Below are 18,764 nucleotides of genomic sequence, written 5' to 3'. Positions count from 1 at the left end.
CCAGCTTGACCATTCTTACCGTCTTGGCCGTTCTGACCATCTGCTCCATTCTGACCATCTTGGCCGTTCTGACCATCTGCTCCATTCTGACCGTCTTGACCATTCTGACCGTCTTGACCGTTCTCACCATCTTGGCCATTCTGACCGCCTTGACCATCTACTCCATCTTGGCCATTCTGACCATCTTGACCGTTCTGACCATCTTGACCATTCTGACCATCTTGACCGTTCTGACCATCTTGACCATTCTGACCGTCTTGACCATTCTGGCCATCCTCACCATCTTGGCCATTTTGACCGTCTTGACCGTTCTGGCCGTCCTCACCATTCTGGCCGTCTTGGCCATTTTGACCATCTTGGCCGTTCTGACCGTCTTGGCCATTTTGACCATCTTGGCCGTTCTGGCCATCTTGGCCGTTCTGACCATCTTCGCCATTTTGACCGTCTTGACCATTCTGGCCATCCTCACCATCTTGGCCATTTTGACCGTCTTGACCATTCTGGCCATCCTCACCATCTTGGCCATTTTGACCGTCTTGACCATTCTCACCATCTTGGCCGTTCTGGCCGTCTTGGCCATTTTGACCGTCTTGACCATTTTGGCCATTCTGGCCATCTTGACCATTTTGACCCTCTATACAAGATGCAAAACATGGAGTTTGTTCAAAGCTGTTATTAGGATAGCAACACATACGCTGTTCATAATTACAATCATTATTTCCATTACACTCTTCATAACAATTAGATTTGCAATCACAAGGATATTTGTGCAAATAAAACACCTCCTATTCAATTTATAATATATTGATTAAAGGACTAAAATGTGACATATTACACTAAGTAATTACAAATAAAAAGGAAAAAAATAGTATGTATTTTTATATCATTTAATGGTTTACGTTTCATCGATATAATTTAACTCTCTAAATCTTAACGCACAAAAAGCTAACTCAAGTCGCCCCTCCCTCTTATTAATATGGGCAGACTTAAGTTAGCTTTTTGTGAGTGGCTTGTAGATTTCAAATAAGCATTTATACTTGTTTTAAACATAACCTTTAAGTGTAGCCTTATGATCTGCCTTATATAGTAGTTCTTAATCAGGGGCCTATAGGTGAAAGGGATGCATTGCATTTATCACTGCAAGTGTCTGATAAGAGACTCTATATCAAGGAGCATCTGCGGCATTGCTTATTAGTTTTGCTTATCTTATAAGCATTGTAAGTTGCTTAGTTTATAAATCCATACGGTATTTCTCTAGCTTATGAAATGCCACTTAATCTCATAAGCTAGATTGAAAAAGCTTCTCCGGATAAGGCTAAGAGGGAGGAGAGCCTTATAACTTTGAAACTTTTTCTAAGTATAAAGATAGAAATAAATAGACCTAGGATTAAATTTATTTTTATCTTTATATTCAATCATAAATCTATTATACGACTTTATTTTGGACAAGTCAATATTTTTTCTGAATTTATTATAATTTTTATTATAATTTTGTTTTATTTTTTATAATCTCTTATGTTTTTCTTTAAAAGATGTTTCAACACTAAAATTTTACTCTTTTTTTCACTTTATTCCCACATGTTTCTTATTTCATATTATAATCATAACTATAAGCTTTATCATTCTACCTATTAACCGCAAAGGAGACTTATTTATGACTCATATTTTTGCAAGTATTAATCCAGACAAACTTCAACATGCTTCTATTGCAGCTTCATCTAACGTAATGGGAAATATCCAAGGTTGCCGTATTCCTTCATTACTTTTAGCTAAACCAACACCTTCAAATAATAGCCATACCCTTATCGCTCTTAGTGATATTGGTAATGATAGCGCTGATTGGGGAAAAGTTGAAATCGGTATGCGTAGAAGCTTCGATAATGGCCAAACTTGGACAAGTCCAGTAGAAACCATTTTATCTCTTCCAGCTCATCATGCACCACAAGATTATCAAGATTGGCATTCTGCCTTCTACATCGATGCCGTCACAACCCAAGCAACAAATGGTGATATTGTTATGCTTGTAGATATGTATCCTGAATGTAAAGGGCTTCATGCTCCTGATTATTTGGAGCAAGGAAGAGGCTATATACGTATAGGCGATGTAGATTATCAATGTCTCTATACAGCTCATTCTTCTGATGCCTATACTATTCGTGAACAAGGTTGGGTCTACGATCCAGAAGGAAACCGCACACACTATTACGTACCACAGCACCATGATCCACAACATCATTATACAACTATGGGTGATCTTTACTATGCGCCTAATATAGATCATGCTGAATATCTTGATAGCTACCCACCTCTTGTGCCACAAAATCCAGTACATACTACTCATGCTCATTCAGATATCTATGTAGGTAATATTTATCTTAACTATGAAATGCCTACATATCATTTAGATGCTCCTGAATTTGTACAAAAACGTCATGTCGCTCCACCTGAATCATTATATGAAACTTATGAAACAGATCCAGCTCCATTACGTGTCCTAATTACTTCTTATCTTTGGGTTACTCGTAGTAAAGATCATGGTAAGACTTGGTGCCAACCTTATGACATTACACCTCAAGTTAAAGTAGAATCAGATCTCACCTTTTTAGGTACAGGTCCTGGTACCGGCCTTACATTGCAACATCAAAGAGATACAGCCAAGAATGGCCGTATCCTGATGCCAGCTTATGCACTAGGTAAAGCTACTGCACTCTATAGTGATGATCATGGTTATGCTTGGAATCGTGCCAACACTAATGGGAATTTATATATGAATAATATAGACGAATGCCAATTCATCGAACTTCTAAATGGAGACATTATGTCTTTTGGTAGACAATCTTCTAAGGCTCCAACACCTGTTTCTATTAGTCATGATGGTGGTGAGACTTGGGGACCACAACACACTACTGACCTTATGTCTGTCTGCTGCCAGAAATCTATTATTACTTATCCAGTTAATACTTTTAAGTATCCTGAAGGTATGGATACTGACAAACAATATGTCATTTCTTCTCATCCAAGTGGTAATAGCAAAGATGATTCTTCTAGAACTCACGGCGTTATTTCTTTAGGTGAAGTTCAAGAAGATGGCAGTATCTCTTGGATTCGTGAACGCTTACTCCCTATAGATTCATCTCTTTATGAAAATGCAAAAGGATTTGAACATTTCTTTGCCTACTCTAGTTTAGCAGTTCTTGAAAACGGTCATATTGGTATTTTATTTGAGCCTCAACCTAATAATGTTATCGCTTATATGTCTTTTGAACTTAGTTGGTTATTCTAAATACATAATTCATAAAAGAGAGCAAGGTATAAATTATATACCTTGCTCTCTTTATTACATTTTATTTAATTAATAAGATGTTGCCTTAAAATAGTCATAATCAATCATAAATTGGCTTATTACTGTATCTAACTTAAAATATACTTTTAATAGCTGTAATTGTTCTATTGATTCCTCTGCTTGTACATAGTCAATTAAAGCAGTTACCATATAATCTAATATATTTGCTGAAGCAATCAAAACTTGTAATTTAGCCGATTGAACAGAATTTAGTTTTCCTGTTTCTAAATAATTTAAATCATTTATCTCTTTTTTCAATTCACTGTGAGTATAATTTAAAATTTTTTCGCTATCATTACTAGATTTATTTTCTAACTTATTTCGGTATATGACTTCTAACACTGAGGCTAACTGTTTCTGTACATTTTTAAGATCTTCTTGTATCTTAGTTAAATTCTGATCTATATCACTAGAAGTCATTGCAGCACTCAACGTAGAGGTTGTTAAACACACTATAGTCATCATTACAATTAGTAATTTCCATATAGATTTTCGTTTCATTATGCATCTCCTATATTTCCTTTTTAAAATTAGGATTTGCTAATTAATAGAAGTCTATGCATCTTAACCTTTCATCGTTAAGCTTATTTTACGTGTTTGAACATTTACACTCATCACTGTCACATCAACAATATCTCCAACCTTTACAACTTCTAAAGGATGCTTAATAAATTTATCAGACATTTGTGAGACATGTACAAGTCCATCTTGATGAACACCGATATCAACGAAAGCCCCAAAGTCTACAATATTCCTAACCGTACCTTTAAGTTTCATACCTTCTTTAAGATCTTCAAGGTCTAGTACATCACTGTGTAAAATTGGTTTTGGCATATCTTCACGAGGGTCACGACCTGGTTTTTCAAGTTCCTTGATAATATCTTCAAGTGTCATTACACCTACACCAATTTCTTCAGCTAACTTTTCTAAGTCACCTACTTTTTGACTAAGACCTTTAATTCCACCTGCTTGCATATCTTCTTCTTTGTAACCAAGTGCACTAAGTAATTTTGTTGCTATATCATAAGACTCTGGATGGACTGCTGTACCATCTAAGAAATTCTTACTTTCTGGTACACGTAAGAATCCTGCACATTGTTCAAATACTTTAGGTCCAAGCCCTTTTACTTTTAAAACTTCTTTACGTGTTTTAAAGTTACCTACTTCTTCTCTATAAGAAATAATATTGTTCGCTACTGTTTTCTTAATTCCTGCTACATATTGAAGCAGTGAAGAAGATGCTGTATTTAAGTCTACACCTACCTCATTAACAGACTTTTCAACAACCCCTGTTAAGTTTTCTTCTAAGCGTTTTTGGTTCATATCATGTTGGTATTGACCTACACCTATAGACTTTGGATCAATTTTTACAAGTTCTGCTAATGGGTCTTGAAGTCGTCTTGCAATAGATACAGCACTTCTTACCCCTACATCATCATTTGGAAACTCTTCTGTTGCAAGCTTTGAAGCTGAATATACAGAAGCACCTGCCTCATTTACGATAACGTAATGAATCGTTTTAGGAATTTCTTTTAACATCTCTGCTATAAACTTTTCTGTTTCACGGGATGCTGTTCCATTTCCAATTGAAAGTAAATCAATATCATATTTATCAATTAAAGCTTTTAATACTTTCTTAGCTTCTTCTGTTTTATTTTGTGGTGCTGTCGGATAAACTACTGTGTTATCTAGCTTTTTACCTGTTTCATCTACAACAGCTATTTTACATCCTGTTCTAAAAGCAGGGTCAACACCCATTACAGTATGCCCTTTAATAGGTGCTCCCATTAAAAGCTGATAGAGGTTTTTATTGAATACTTCTAAAGCACCGTCTTCAGCTTTAAGTGCAAGTTCATTACGAATATCACGTTCAATAGCTGGTGCTATAAGGCGCTTGTAGCTATCTTCCATTGCACTTACAAGGTAATCTTCTACTGGACTATTAGGTTTAATAATTTGTTTGTGAAGGTAAAGTAAGATTTTTTCTACTGGTGCTTCTACTTTTACTGTTAAAATCTTCTCACCTTCTCCACGATTAATAGCAAGAATTCTATGACCTGGCATTGTTTTTACTTTTTCACTATATTCATAGTACATTGCAAAAACATCTTTTTCATCTTTATCTTGATCTTTAACCTTTGTTACAATCATCCCTTCATTGAAGGTTACTTTACGGATGAAACTTCTATAGCTTGCTTCTTCACTAATACTTTCAGCAATAATATCACTTGCACCTTGAAGCGCTTCTTCTACAGATGTTACACCTTTTTCTTCATTGATATACTCACTGGCTACTGCTTCTAAATCTGATAGATTTTGAGCCTTAATTATCTCTGCTAAAGGTTCTAACCCTTTCTCTTTAGCAATTGTAGCACGTGTACGTTTTTTAGTTTTGTATGGTAAATATAAATCTTCTACTTCAGTTGCAGTAGCAGCTTTTACAATTTGATTTTTAAGTTCTTCTGTTAACTTACCTTGTTCATCAATTAAACGAATTACTTGTTCTTTTCTTGCTTCTAAATTTTGAAGATAAGTATAACGCTCATGGAACTTACGTAATACCTCATCATTTAGCCCCCCTGTAACCTCTTTACGATATCTAGCAATAAACGGTATCGTATTACCAGCTTCTATCAGCTCAATTGTATTTTCTACTTGTGTGCGTTTAATTTGAAGTTCTTCTTGTAAGATTTGAATAATATCCATCTTGTTTTCTCCTTTGTCCCTTACTCTCTTTCCTAGGTATATTAACACAAATTTTTCCAAAAATATAGACTTGCCTTTTTAAACCCTCTACTCTCCATATCTACCAACACAGTATAAGCAATGTCCATTTTTCCTTCGTACAGCATCACTTACATACAATACCTCTGTCGACAAGATACCACCAAATTCTCTTTTTAATACTTGAGCAAATGTTTGAACAGAGCTTTGTTCACTCTCATGCTGTCCATTACATCTAATAGGAAGTAAACATGGATATATATATACATTAATGCTACTTTTAATAGGAAGAAAGGGTTGCTCATTTAAACTTACCCCTACAAAAAGTGGATTTGTTGTCAGTGCTCGGCAAAACAAGCTTGCTACAGATCTTTGATTATGCTTAGTGCAGTAACAGGTGGTTATTTGTTGTTCCCCACAAAAAATCTTCGTACATAATCTCTTCATTCCCCACTCATAAACCTCTGGCATTACGCTTCTAAGAGCCTCTGCTTGATCAAGATATCTAGTGTATATACAAATCTCCGCCTCATCTTCTGTACATATAACAACATGACCTACCTTTACATTAGGATCTTGGCCTATGGTATAGTAAATCATATCCTCCATTTGCAAGTATGATGCACTCATAAATGTCCTCATATTTCTAGCTCCTTTATAAGCTCCTTATTAAAATTATATGTTTTTTAGTAAGGTTTCGTATTACATGATTCAATAAATATTTTTCATCTACATATTTTTTTATATATCTACACAAAATATTGAAATAATGATGCTTATCATGTATGATTAATTGGGATAAACAAGACATTACTTATAAGTTGTTCTTCTAATGCTTGTTTCGTCTACATATAATTAAATAAAAGAGTATAGAGGTGAAGTCATGAAAAAGAAATTTTTAGCTTTATTAATGTGTGGTATTATGGCTACAGTATCACTTGCTGGATGTTCTTCTAATGGTGGCAGCAATGGAGAGGCTCCTAAATCAGATTTACAAGTAGGTATGGTTACTGATGCTGGTACTATTGATGACAAATCATTCAATCAAGGTACATGGGAAGGTATCCTTCGTGCTGGTAAAGAACTTGGTGTTCAAACAAACTACCTTAAACCAGCTGGTACTACAGAAGCTGACTACTTAAAAGAAATCAGTAACCTTTATGACACAGGTTACAAATTCATCGTTACTCCAGGCTTCAAATTCGAAACAGCAATTTACAAAGCTCAAGATAAATACAAAGATGCAAACTTCGTTATTTTAGATGGTGCTCCTGCTGACGAAAATGGTAACTACTCTGTTGCTGATAACACAGTTGCTATCTACTTCGCTGAACATCAATCAGGTTTCCTTGCTGGTGTTGCTGCTGCTGTAGAACTTAAAGAAGGTGCTTTAGGTTTCATCGGTGGTATGGAAATTCCTGCTGTACAAAAATTCAACTGGGGCTTCCAACAAGGTGTAGCTTACGCAAATGCTAATCTTGGTACAAATATGACAATCGAAGAATCAAACGTAGTATACCAAGGTTCATTCGATAACGTTCCTGCTGGTCAACAACTTGCAGCTCAAATGTTTGATAAAGGCGTAAAAGCTATCTTCTGTGCTGCTGGTGGTGTTGGTGTTGGTTCAATCAAAGAAGCTGTTGAACGTTCATCTCAAGGTAAAGAAGCTTGGATTATTGGTGTAGATACAGACCAATATGCTGAAGGTTTCTACGATAAAGATAATACAAAATCATGTATCTTAACATCAGCTGTTAAACGTATTGATAACGCTTCTTTCGATATGGTTAAATCACAACTTGATGGTACTTTCCCAGGTGGTCAAACACTTACATTTGATATCACAAATGATGGTGTTGGTATCCCTGTAGAAAATCCAAACTTAAGTGAAGAAACAGTTAAAACTGTTGCAGATGTTGCACAACAAATGAAAGATGGAAAAATCACAGTCGCTGATAACAATGATGGTAGTCTTATTAAATAATTAAAAAAGGCGGTTTGACCGCCTTTTTTTTTGAAACTAAACTTAAAAGGAGGTACACTATGGAATATGTTATTGAAATGCTCGGTATACGTAAAGAGTTTCCAGGGATTGTTGCCAATGATAATATCACCCTTCAACTAAGAAAAGGGGAGATTCATGCCCTCCTTGGAGAAAATGGTGCTGGAAAATCAACACTTATGAGTATGCTCTTTGGTATGTATCAACCTGATAAAGGTCAAATCAAACTTAACGGAAAAGAAGTTAAAATTACTAATCCTAACGTAGCAACAGCACTTGGTATTGGTATGGTACATCAACACTTCAAACTTGTTCATAACTTTACAACAACAGAAAATATTGTTCTTGGTATTGAACCTAAAAAAGGTCTTACAATGGATATTGCAAGCGCTGCAAAACGTGTTGCTGAACTCTCTGAGAAATACGGTCTTAATGTTGATCCTTATGCAAAAATTGAAGATATTACTGTTGGTATGCAGCAAAGAGTAGAAATTATGAAAATGCTTTACCGTGATGCCAATATTCTCATCTTTGATGAACCTACTGCAGTACTGACACCACAAGAAATTGATGATTTAATGGAAATTATGAAAGGCCTTATTAAAGAAGGTAAATCAATTATTATCATTACTCATAAGTTAAAAGAAATCAAAGCAGTGGCAGATCGCTGTAGTGTTATTCGTCGTGGTAAGTACATCGGTACAGTAGATGTTAAGACAACAAGTGAAGCTGAAATGGCTAAAATGATGGTAGGACGTAATGTTAACTTTAAAGTAGACAAAACACCTGCTACTCCAAAAGAAACTATTCTTAAAGTAGATAATCTTTCTGTTCTTAACAACAAAAAAGTTCTTGGTCTTAAAAACTTTAACTTAGAAGTACGTGCAGGTGAAATTGTAGGTATTGCTGGGGTTGAAGGAAATGGTCAATCTGAGCTTGTTGAAGCGATTACAGGTCTTCGTAAAATTGAAGAAGGGAAAGTCTTTATCAAAAATAAAGAAATTACTTCACTTCCTATTCGTGACCGTATCGAAAGTGGTATCGCTCATATCCCAGAAGACAGACAAAAACGTGGCCTTGTTCTAGACTATACGATTGAAGAAAATATGATTCTTGAACGCTTTAATAAAGCACCATTCTCAAAACATGGTATTCTTAAATTCCCTGTTATTCGTGAATATGCTCAGAAAATTGTAGATGCTTTTGACGTTCGTGCCGGACAAGGTGCAAGCACACCTGCTCGTGCCCTTTCAGGTGGTAACCAACAAAAAGCAATCATCGGTCGTGAAATTGAACTTAATCCAGAATTACTTATTGCAGTACAGCCTACACGTGGACTTGACGTAGGTTCTATTGAATATATTCATAAACGTCTAGTTGAACAACGTGATAAAGGTAAAGCTGTATTACTTGTTTCTCTTGAACTTGATGAAGTATTAAACGTTTCTGATAGAATTGCTGTTGTAAATGCTGGTGAACTTATCGGTATTGTAGACGCAGCAAATACAAATGAAAATGAAATAGGTCTTATGATGGCCGGTGTGAAAGGAGATACGACAAATGAGTAGATATAAGAAATTACTTGTCTCTTTAATTTCTATTTTCCTTGGCCTGGCTGTTGGTGCAATCTTTATGGCCATTACTGGACATAATCCTTTTACAGGCTTTAGTTATCTTCTACAAGGTGCGCTTAAAAATATTGAACGTATCGGTAATACCATTGCAACTGCTACACCACTGATTTTAACAGGTCTTTCTGTAGCCTTTGCATTTAGAACAGGCCTCTTTAATATCGGTGCACCTGGTCAAATGCTCTTTGGTGGCTTCTGTGCAACAGCAGTAGGTCTTAGCTTCCCTACTCTTCCTGCATTTGTTCTTCTTCCAATCATGATCATCTCTGGTATGCTTGGTGGTGCTGTATGGGGAATCGTACCAGGTCTTCTTAAAGCTAAATTCAACGTACATGAAGTTGTATCATCTATTATGATGAACTGGATTGCAAACTGGGTTGTATACTATGCTGTTAAAGCACGTTTTACAGGTACAATGGAAACAGAATCTCGCCTGTTAACACCAAACGCAACGCTTCGTTCAGATGCAATGTCAAGCTTATTTGGTGGTTCTTACATCAACTTAGGTATCTTTATTGCTATCTTAGGCGTTATTATCGTTGCTTTTATCTTAAACAAAACAACTTTTGGTTATCAGTTAAAATCAGTAGGTTTCAACCGTTACGCTGCTGAATATGCTGGTATCTCTGTTAATAAAAATATCATCGCTTCTATGATGATCGCTGGTGGACTCGCTGGCCTTGCTGGTGTTGTACACTATGCAGGTAACGCATCTTGTATCCAATTAGGGGTTATCCCAACTCAAGGTTTTGATGGTATTGCTGTTGCCCTTCTTGGTGCAAACACACCAATCGGTGCACTTCTTGCTGCATTATTCTTTGGTATTCTTTACGCAGGTCGTGGTTTCATGAGTGCTGCTACAAAGATTCCACCAGAAATTGCTGATACAATTATTGCAACTATTATTTACTTTGCTGCTACAAGTATGCTTATTGAAGGTTGGATTGATCGTACTATTAAAAAACGTCAAGACAAAAAAGAATCTGCTCAAGCTGAGGTAACAAGTTCACCAAGCCTTTCTGAAGAATTAACTTCTGAAACAGCTATTTCCAATGTACCTTTAGCTCCAAAAACAGAACCAACAGACTATAATGAAGAAACCAAAAAGGAGGATGAGTAAATTATGTGGGAAACACTTGTTCAAATCTTTCCTTATGCTATTGCTTTAACAATTCCTCTTCTCATTACTGCCCTTGGAGCACTTTACTGTGAACGAAGTGGTGTTGTTAACATTGGTCTAGATGGATTTATGATTATCGGTTCATTCGCTTGTGCTTTAACCATTGTATCTTTAGAAACTGTTTTCCCTGCTGGTAGCAATGCTCCAGTATGGATTGGTCTTATTGTAGCTGCTGTAGTCGGAGGTATTTTCTCTCTCTTACATGCATTTGCAAGTATTAACCTTTGTGCAAACCAAGTTATTAGTGGTACAGCAATCAATATGATGGCTGGCTCACTTACACTCTTCTTAGCACGTAACATTACAGGTAGTGGTACTATCCGTGTTAAAGGTTTTACAAAATTTGATATTCCTGTTTTAAAAGACATTCCTGTAATTGGAGATTTATTCTTCAAAAACTCATACATCACAACTTGGGTTGTAATCATTATTATCGCTATTACTTGTTTCTTACTTTACAAAACAAGCTTTGGTCTCAGATTACGTTCTTGTGGTGAAAATCCACATGCTTCTGATGCTGCTGGTATTAACGTTTACAAAATGCGTTATATCGGTGTTATCATCTCAGGAGCACTTGGTAGTTTAGGTGGTGCAATCTACCTTGTAACATTTGCTGGTGAGTTCAATGGTACTGTTGGTGGTTTTGGATTCCTTGCTCTTGCAGCTCTTATCTTCGGTCAATGGAGACCTCTTGCTATCGTAGCTGCAACATTATTCTTTGGTACAGCTTGGACTATTTCAAACGTATCAGATGTATTACCTCAGTTCCAAGCAATTCCTCCAGTATTCCTTAAGATCTTCCCTTATGTAATGACACTTTTAGCACTTGTTGTATTCTCAAAATCATCACAAGCGCCAAAAGCATCTGGAGAACCATTCAAACATTCAGAAAGATAATTTCTGCATATACATTAAAGGTGCCGTTACCTAGTGTTATTTAATCACTAGGTAACGGCACCTTTTTTATTAGTTACTTTCTCTTAGTATTTCAACTCTTCATCAATCCAAACTTTAGCACCACCTTGGTCCGCTTGAAGCATTTGGACTTGCCAATCTTGCTCTAAGCCACCAAGGAATTCAACCATTTCCTTTCTAAAGGAAACAACATTTCTTACAACTGCTATAAGTGTTGGTCCAGCTCCACTTAAAAATGTCCCTTTTGCACCACAAGTCTTCGCATGTTCTAATATCTCTCTCATATTAGGGATAAGGCTTTCACGGTAAGGTTCATGAAAACGATCTTCCATAGCCATACTTAAGTTCTCTACATCTCCTGTAATCATAGATGCCGCTAGGAGGGCTGCACGTGACGCATTAAATACTCCATCTTTAAGTGGAATATGGGTTGGAAGTGCTGCACGAGCCTTTTCTGTAGAAAGAGTAAAGTCTGGAATCATTACTGCAAAATGTAGATTCTCAGCTACCTTTACTTTAACATATTTCATATCCTCCTCATTCATAGCGCCTATTGTCATACCACCTAAAAGAGCTGGCGTTGTATTATCAGGATGCCCTTCTAATTGTGCTGCCATTTGCACAAGCTCTTCCTTAGAAAAGAAACTATGGCTCATGGCATTGGCAATATGTAAGCCTGCTACAATACATGCCGCACTACTTCCAAGACCTCTTGTATGAGGAATATGATCTTGTTGAATAATACGCATACCTGGTACTGGTTTGCCTATCTCCTTATAAAAGTGACAGATACTTCTATAGATAAGGTTTGTTTCATCCGTTGGGATATCCGGACTTCCTTCTTGAATAATAATTTCTAATCCTTCTTCTATCTCCTCAGCATAAGCAATATTATACATTTGAAGTGCCATTCCAATGCTGTCAAAACCAGGTCCCATATTAGCTGTTGTTGCCGGTACTTTTACTTTAATCATGGTTAAAATCCCTCTTTCTCTAGGCTTACTTGTTTATTAAGTCTCAAGTCTTTTTAGTAAAGGTAAGCATTTGCTTATTTTTATAAATTTGTTACGAGACCTGCTTTATGGCACTATGATTAAATAGATGCTACTGCATGGCCTCTACTTTATTTTTAATAACCTCATAAATTTCTTCTATCATTTCATCCATAGGTTTTGTTCCATCTATAACTAAAGTTGGATCTTCACCTTTTTCACTAATCATTTTATAAGCTTCTTCTACTTTCTTATGGAAAGCATAACCTTCTAAATCTAAACGATTGATATCTTCTACACCTTTTTTTCTTTCCATACTCACTTCAACTGGAATATCAATAATGATATTTAGGTCAGGGTAATGCCCTTCACATGCAAAGTCATTAAGCATACGTACTGCTTCCATGCCAAGTTCTCTCGCGCATCCTTGATAAACTAATGAACTAATGTGGAAACGATCTGTTATAACAATCTTCCCTGCTTCTAATGCTGGAATGACTTTATTTACAAGATGTTCACGTCTTGCTGCTACATAGAGTAACAACTCAGTCTTTGGATCTACATGAAAATCCATAATATTATTTCTTATCGCTTCAGCTGATGGAATCCCACCTGGTTCTCTTGTTACAACGACCTCATATCCAAGAGCCTCCATCTTTTCCTTTACAGCTTGTGCTGTTGTTGTTTTTCCTGTTGCTTCGCCACCTTCTAATGCTATAAATACACCTTTTGCCATAGTTAGGTCCTCCTCAAGTTAATTATCTACCTATTATAAGCTATTATAAATCAAACTATGTCATTATGTCACCTATCCATAAGAGAAGGCTAAAAAGCGCTACTTAATGCAGAGAGAATATTCATTATAGCGTGAGTGCTCCAACTTGGTATAATTGAGCCCGAAGAACGTTTTTCATTCATCCATCCTTGTATCCATCCAATACTTCCTGGCAAAAGTATGAGTAAAATGGTTATCAGTACATTCCCCGTCATTAATCCAAATGGTATACCATGAATCATACCAAATAAAATAGCTTGAATTGTATTACCTACATTGAATCCAAATTTATGAATTAAACGTTTTCCAAGAAAGCCTCTAAAAAATATTTCTTCCGATAAGCCTGTTTGTATGATTGCAAAAATCAGTATAGACGGTACCACTCCCCATCCTTGGCCTTCAAACTGTGTGGTTGCTGTATTGGTGCCATCCATTAATTGTGTCATTACGATTAACATGAGTACAATATATACTATTGAAACTATAAGTATTAAAAAGATAAGCTTTACCCTTGAACCTTGTATCTCTGGCTTCTTTAAGCCTACCCAGCTAAAAAAATGTTCCTTCTTTCTAGCAGTTAAGAACCACCATATAAATGGTATAACAGATAAAAGAATTACTTGAATAATCGCACTTAACACCATACTAATAGTGTTCATTTCTTCACCTGCCTCTCTCATCGTATAAATAATCCACCCTCTAAAATAAATATTTGGTTAAGTGTAAGGGCATGTAGGCAAGCTTAAGTAAACTTTAATATACATGCCAGCATCCTTCAAAATGAAAAACAGTGGCCTTCAGAGCACTTGTACTCCTTGGACCACTGTCTACTTTCAACTAGTCAACAAGTTGAAATGCATCATGAATTGCATTCATTGCTTTATGCATATCTTTTTTATCAATTAAAATAGAAATTTTAATTTCAGATGTTGAAATCATATGTATGTTAATGTTTGTGTCGTACATTGCTTCAAACATTTTTGATGCTACACCAGCATTTGCTACCATACCTGCACCTACTACAGATACTTTTGCTAAATTTTCATTATAATCTACATCTTTAAGTCCCCAACGGTCCATATGTGTCGCAACGATTTCTTTTACATCTGTTAAAGCTGTATCAGCTACTGTAAAGGAAATATCCTTTGTACCATCACGACCAATTGATTGAAGAATAATATCTACATTAATATTCTTTTTTGCTAATGTTGTAAAGATATCAAACGCTTTCCCTGGTGTGTCCTCAATACCAATAAGAGATACACGTGCGATTTCATCATCTCCAGCTACACCACTAATTAACATTCTTTCCATTTTACAAACCTCCTTAACTACTGTTCCTTCTGCTCTTGTTAAACTTGATCTTACAACAAGCTCTACATTATATTTTTTTGCTAACTCTACTGAACGATTGTGAAGTACCTTTGCTCCTAATGAAGCAAGTTCTAACATTTCATCATATGTAATTTCTTCAATCTTCTTTGCATCTTTTACAACGCGTGGGTCTGCTGTATATACACCATCTACATCTGTGTAGATTTCACATTTGTCAGCATGTAAAGCTGCTGCAATAGCTACTGCTGTTGTATCAGAACCACCACGTCCAAGTGTTGTAATATCATCAAAACGATTCATCCCTTGGAATCCTGTTACAAGAACAATATTTTTTCTATCTAACTCACGACGAATACGGTCTGGTTTAATCTTTTTAAGACGTGCATTCATATATGTTGAAGTTGTCATCATCCCTACTTGATAAGCATTTAAAGAAGTTGCTGGATACCCTAACTCAGCAAGTGCCATTGCCATAAGCGCTACTGATTGTTGTTCCCCAGTTGATAAAAGCATATCCATTTCACGTTTTGAAGGCTTCTTACTGATTTCTTTTGCCTTAGTGATTAAATCATCTGTTGTATCTCCTTGAGCCGAAAGTACAACGACTACATCATTTCCCTCTTTATACGTTTCCGCAATCCTTTGGGCAACGTTAAAGATACGCTCAGCATTGGCAACAGAGCTACCTCCAAATTTTTGTACAATTAACACGTTATCTCCTCCTCTAGGCGTCTATTCTGAATTTATGAATTACCACATTATATCATCAGTTTTCAGTCTATTACAATTAATTTCAGCTAAAATAATATACTTCGGTAAAAATATTCAACTTTTTCTTTAATTATACTAATTTACTCGACAAAATGTCCCATAAGTTCATAGCCATTCTTGAAATATATTCCAGTCATACCTGCACAAGCTTCATTATATTCTTGATTCTGTTCTGCTATGCCTACTTTAGTAGAATCATAAATCATATAAGGTACAGGATCATCTGTATGGGTTCTTAGCCTTAAAGGTGTAGGATGGTCAGGTAATATCATCAATTTGAAGTCCTCATTCTTCTCTTTTAATGCCTGTATAACTGGTCCAATTACCTTCTGGTCAATTTGAGAAATTGCAGATACCTTATTTTCTAGCTCACTTCGATGACCACATTCATCTGGTCCTTCTAAATGAATATAAACAAAGTCATTTTGATCCTCTAATAAGGTCTTAATGGCTGCATCTGCTTTACCTTTGTAATTGGTATGCACATTGCCCGTTGCACCTTCTACATCAATAGAAGTCATCCCTGCTCCTATACCTATACCTTTAATAAGGTCTACAGCTGAAATAACAGCTCCATCTACCTTATACTTATCCTTAAATTGTGGTAAGTTTGGCTTAATCCCTTCCCCCCAAATCCAAATGCTATTAGCTGGTTTAAGTCCTCTTGCCTTTCTTGCTTGATTAACAGGGTGATTATGAAGAATCTCATAACTCTTCTTCATCATTTCCCATATGATATCTTGGTAGTCTCCTTCTGGCTTATAGTCACCAATTCGCTTATCTAAAATGTCATGTGGAGGTGTAAGTTTTACCTTTGTGCTCCCCCCATCCCATACAAGTAAGTGCCTATAGCTTACGCCAGGATAAAATTGTTTGATTTCATCACCAAGTGCTGCTTCTATAGCTTCAATCAACACACCTGCTTCTTCTGTTGTGATTTCATCACAGCTGTGATCTAAGATGATTTTATTCTCATACTCTTCTTCCTCTTCAGTTACAGTGACCACATTTGTTCTAAAGGTTACATCACTATCTTCCAATGTAACCCCCATGCTTAATGCTTCTAATGGACTTCTCCCAAAATAATATTGCTTTGGATTGTAACCAAGTACTGATAAGTTAGCCGTATCACTTCCCTTAGCACAACCTTCTGGAATAGTACTTACTAACCCTATTTCGCTATATGGTGCTAATGCATCTATATTAGGTGTCTTGGCATACTCAAGCGGTGTCTTACCATTTAAGGCTTCCAGTTTCTCATCTGCCATACCATCTGCCAGTACGACAACATATTTCATTTCTTCACCCTCATTCTATTTCATGATTAAATTAGCCTTTTATTTCTCCATATATATTTTGCTAATTACTTCTATGTCTTTAAGATTATTCAATTTTTCTTCTAACTCTTGAATAGGTGCACGTTCTGTGATGAATACATATTCATCTTCTTTAAGTGGTGTGATACATTCAACTTTACCAAAAGCCTCTTGTACGCGTTGTTCATTTGATACTGCATTTCCTTTAAGCCTTACAAAATAAGTTGCTTTACATCCTTCATAAGGTTCAAGGGCTACTTTTTCTCTACTCCAGAAACACATAATATTCGTTTGCTTATGCTTAGCTGCATCAATGATATCTGCTACTACTGCACTTGCTGTAGGAAGTTTCCCCGCTCCTCTACCATAGAACATAACATCCCCAACCATGTTACCTTTTACAAGTACTGCATTGAATACATCCTCTACATTAGCTAATGGATGCTTCTGTGGAATCATTGTAGGTTGTACACTTGCGTAAATGCCATCCTCTGTTCTTTTACAACTTCCAAGAAGCTTTACGCTATAGCCTAAGCTTGTTGCATAATCCATATCTTCTTTTTGAATTTGTGTAATCCCATTTGTAAAGATTTCTTTATAGTCTACATGTTCACCTAATGCTAAAGAAGCTAAAATAGCAATCTTACGACATGCATCGTGCCCTTCTACATCAGCTTCTGGATTTCTTTCTGCATAGCCTAGCTCCTGAGCTTCCTTTAATACATCTTCAAAGCTTCTACCTTCTGTTTTCATCTTTGTTAATATAAAGTTTGTTGTTCCATTAAGAATGCCTGTAATTTCATAAATCTCATCAGCTGTTAAAGCGTTATTAAGGGGTCTAATAATCGGAATACCGCCCCCTACACTTGCTTCAAATAAGAAGTTACATTGATTATTTTTTGCTACCTCTAATAATTCCGGACCATGTGTAGCCACTAGTTCTTTGTTAGATGTCACTACACTCTTCCCTTTAAGAAGTGCTCCCTTTACAAAAGTATAGGCTGGCTCTACACCACCTAAAGCTTCTGCTACAACTTTAACTTCTTCATCTTCTAAAATAACATTTATATCTTTTACAAATTTATCTTTCAATGGGCTCTCATCAAAATCTCTAAGATCTAAAATATATTTAACTTCTAAGCGTTCTCCTGCCTTCTTCTCAATGCTTTCTTGATTCGTCATAAGTACTTCAACGACCCCTGATCCAACTGTTCCATATCCTAATACCGCAACCTTCATATTATAACCCTCCTTCATTATTCCCTTGCTAATAATTTAATGCTTTGTACCCCTGCTATTGTTTCAAGCTTTTCAATAAAAGCCCCTATCTCCATTTGTACATCATAGGTTTCCATACAGATATTAATCAGTGCCATCCCATTCATAGGAATCATTTGATTAATTGTTAATATATTTCCACCTAAGCTTGCAATATAGTTAAGTAACTCAGAAAGCCTACCTGCTTCGTCCATCAACTTAATTAAAATAGTTATCGTTTGCCCCCTACCTTTTTCATAAAAAGGCATAATCGAATCTTTATATTTATAGAATGAACTTCTGCTAATCCCAACCTTTTCTGTAGCTTCTTGTACTGTCATTGCTTTTTCCGTTTCAAGCAAATTCTTTACTTCCATTACTTTAAGGAAAACCTCTGGTAATACCTCTTTATCTATAATGTAATATTGCTTGTTTTCTTTCATCTTATTCTCCTTGTTCGCATATGGTGAACATTTGTTTTTGTTATAAAGACTATAGCATAATATTTTAACTTTTTCAACAT

General features: G+C 36.0%; 16 protein-coding genes. 5 read left to right on the top strand and 11 right to left on the bottom strand.

The annotated features are described in order from the left end of the window. A partial coding sequence (locus tag BN2390_RS05505) for a collagen-like domain-containing protein (RefSeq protein ID WP_198524857.1) occupies positions 1-773 on the bottom strand: 773 nt, incomplete at its 3' end. Positions 774-1,654: 881 nt separating this feature from the next. Here BN2390_RS05505 and BN2390_RS05500 point away from each other — a divergent pair. Next, positions 1,655-3,283, top strand: coding sequence for a sialidase family protein (locus BN2390_RS05500; RefSeq protein ID WP_053983352.1), 1,629 nt, complete (start codon positions 1,655-1,657; stop codon positions 3,281-3,283). A 69-nt stretch (positions 3,284-3,352) separates the two neighbouring features. Here BN2390_RS05500 and BN2390_RS05495 read toward each other — a convergent pair whose 3' ends face one another. The 3 genes from BN2390_RS05495 to BN2390_RS05485 form a co-directional block, all read right to left on the bottom strand. Next, positions 3,353-3,844 carry a hypothetical protein gene (locus BN2390_RS05495; RefSeq protein ID WP_053983351.1) on the bottom strand — a complete coding sequence of 164 codons (492 nt, stop codon included), beginning with the start codon at positions 3,842-3,844 and terminating at the stop codon, positions 3,353-3,355. A 63-nt stretch (positions 3,845-3,907) separates the two neighbouring features. Continuing rightward, the gene (locus tag BN2390_RS05490; RefSeq protein ID WP_053983350.1) at positions 3,908-6,049 is read right to left on the bottom strand and encodes a Tex family protein; all 2,142 of its coding nucleotides are present in this window, start codon (positions 6,047-6,049) and stop codon (positions 3,908-3,910) included. Between the two features lie 87 nt (positions 6,050-6,136). Then, complete coding sequence (locus BN2390_RS05485) at positions 6,137-6,709, bottom strand: hypothetical protein (protein ID WP_053983349.1); 573 nt, start codon at positions 6,707-6,709, stop codon at positions 6,137-6,139. A gap of 241 nt (positions 6,710-6,950) precedes the next feature. Here BN2390_RS05485 and BN2390_RS05480 point away from each other — a divergent pair, with 241 nt between their 5' ends. From BN2390_RS05480 to BN2390_RS05465, 4 genes are read left to right on the top strand one after another with little or no spacing between them, the layout of a single operon-like run. Further along, a complete protein-coding gene (locus BN2390_RS05480) occupies positions 6,951-8,051 on the top strand; it encodes a BMP family lipoprotein (protein WP_053983348.1) in 1,101 nt (366 codons plus the stop codon). Between the two features lie 59 nt (positions 8,052-8,110). Continuing rightward, positions 8,111-9,637: an ABC transporter ATP-binding protein gene (locus BN2390_RS05475; RefSeq protein WP_053983347.1), complete on the top strand. Its 1,527-nt coding sequence runs from the start codon at positions 8,111-8,113 to the stop codon at positions 9,635-9,637. Further along, the gene (locus tag BN2390_RS05470; protein WP_082238604.1) at positions 9,630-10,820 is read left to right on the top strand and encodes an ABC transporter permease; all 1,191 of its coding nucleotides are present in this window, start codon (positions 9,630-9,632) and stop codon (positions 10,818-10,820) included. Before BN2390_RS05475 ends, BN2390_RS05470 begins: the two co-directional genes overlap by 8 nt. 3 nt (positions 10,821-10,823) lie before the next feature. Beyond that, on the top strand, positions 10,824-11,777 hold the full coding sequence (locus tag BN2390_RS05465) for an ABC transporter permease (protein ID WP_053983346.1): 954 nt from the start codon (positions 10,824-10,826) through the stop codon (positions 11,775-11,777). Between the two features lie 83 nt (positions 11,778-11,860). On the opposite strand, the gene thrB is transcribed toward BN2390_RS05465, so the two are convergent. The 7 genes from thrB to BN2390_RS05430 form a co-directional block, all read right to left on the bottom strand. Beyond that, positions 11,861-12,769 carry a homoserine kinase gene (thrB, locus tag BN2390_RS05460; RefSeq protein ID WP_053983345.1) on the bottom strand — a complete coding sequence of 303 codons (909 nt, stop codon included), beginning with the start codon at positions 12,767-12,769 and terminating at the stop codon, positions 11,861-11,863. Between the two features lie 130 nt (positions 12,770-12,899). Continuing rightward, positions 12,900-13,523, bottom strand: a complete 624-nt coding sequence (gene tmk / locus BN2390_RS05455) for a dTMP kinase (RefSeq protein WP_053983344.1) — start codon at positions 13,521-13,523, stop codon at positions 12,900-12,902. Positions 13,524-13,612: 89 nt separating this feature from the next. After that, positions 13,613-14,242 (bottom strand): CPBP family intramembrane glutamic endopeptidase, encoded by a 630-nt coding sequence (locus BN2390_RS05450; RefSeq protein ID WP_082238603.1) that lies wholly within the window; start codon positions 14,240-14,242, stop codon positions 13,613-13,615. Between the two features lie 157 nt (positions 14,243-14,399). Further along, positions 14,400-15,608 (bottom strand): aspartate kinase, encoded by a 1,209-nt coding sequence (locus tag BN2390_RS05445; protein WP_053983343.1) that lies wholly within the window; start codon positions 15,606-15,608, stop codon positions 14,400-14,402. A gap of 140 nt (positions 15,609-15,748) precedes the next feature. Beyond that, entirely contained in the window at positions 15,749-16,966 is a 1,218-nt protein-coding gene (locus tag BN2390_RS05440; RefSeq protein WP_053983342.1) for a cofactor-independent phosphoglycerate mutase, read from the bottom strand. Between the two features lie 39 nt (positions 16,967-17,005). Continuing rightward, entirely contained in the window at positions 17,006-18,223 is a 1,218-nt protein-coding gene (locus tag BN2390_RS05435; RefSeq protein WP_053983341.1) for a homoserine dehydrogenase, read from the bottom strand. Positions 18,224-18,240: 17 nt separating this feature from the next. Beyond that, entirely contained in the window at positions 18,241-18,684 is a 444-nt protein-coding gene (locus BN2390_RS05430) for an ACT domain-containing protein (protein ID WP_053983340.1), read from the bottom strand. Between the last annotated feature and the right edge of the window lie 80 nt (positions 18,685-18,764).

It is taken from the genome of Niameybacter massiliensis (assembly GCF_001282685.1).
Taxonomy (GTDB): domain Bacteria; phylum Bacillota; class Clostridia; order Lachnospirales; family Cellulosilyticaceae; genus Holtiella; species Holtiella tumoricola.
The sequence above is the reverse complement of the archived record's forward strand: the minus strand, read 5'-3'. Positions and strand labels throughout refer to the sequence as shown.

Coding starts and splice junctions, on each gene's coding strand:
- BN2390_RS05500 (WP_053983352.1), top strand. CDS start 1,655: ATGACTCATATTTTTGCAAGTATTAATCCAGACAAACTTCAACATGCT.
- BN2390_RS05495 (WP_053983351.1), bottom strand. CDS start 3,844: ATGAAACGAAAATCTATATGGAAATTACTAATTGTAATGATGACTATA.
- BN2390_RS05490 (WP_053983350.1), bottom strand. CDS start 6,049: ATGGATATTATTCAAATCTTACAAGAAGAACTTCAAATTAAACGCACA.
- BN2390_RS05485 (WP_053983349.1), bottom strand. CDS start 6,709: ATGAGGACATTTATGAGTGCATCATACTTGCAAATGGAGGATATGATT.
- BN2390_RS05480 (WP_053983348.1), top strand. CDS start 6,951: ATGAAAAAGAAATTTTTAGCTTTATTAATGTGTGGTATTATGGCTACA.
- BN2390_RS05475 (WP_053983347.1), top strand. CDS start 8,111: ATGGAATATGTTATTGAAATGCTCGGTATACGTAAAGAGTTTCCAGGG.
- BN2390_RS05470 (WP_082238604.1), top strand. CDS start 9,630: ATGAGTAGATATAAGAAATTACTTGTCTCTTTAATTTCTATTTTCCTT.
- BN2390_RS05465 (WP_053983346.1), top strand. CDS start 10,824: ATGTGGGAAACACTTGTTCAAATCTTTCCTTATGCTATTGCTTTAACA.
- thrB (WP_053983345.1), bottom strand. CDS start 12,769: ATGATTAAAGTAAAAGTACCGGCAACAACAGCTAATATGGGACCTGGT.
- tmk (WP_053983344.1), bottom strand. CDS start 13,523: ATGGCAAAAGGTGTATTTATAGCATTAGAAGGTGGCGAAGCAACAGGA.
- BN2390_RS05450 (WP_082238603.1), bottom strand. CDS start 14,242: ATGAGAGAGGCAGGTGAAGAAATGAACACTATTAGTATGGTGTTAAGT.
- BN2390_RS05440 (WP_053983342.1), bottom strand. CDS start 16,966: ATGAAATATGTTGTCGTACTGGCAGATGGTATGGCAGATGAGAAACTG.
- BN2390_RS05435 (WP_053983341.1), bottom strand. CDS start 18,223: ATGAAGGTTGCGGTATTAGGATATGGAACAGTTGGATCAGGGGTCGTT.
- BN2390_RS05430 (WP_053983340.1), bottom strand. CDS start 18,684: ATGAAAGAAAACAAGCAATATTACATTATAGATAAAGAGGTATTACCA.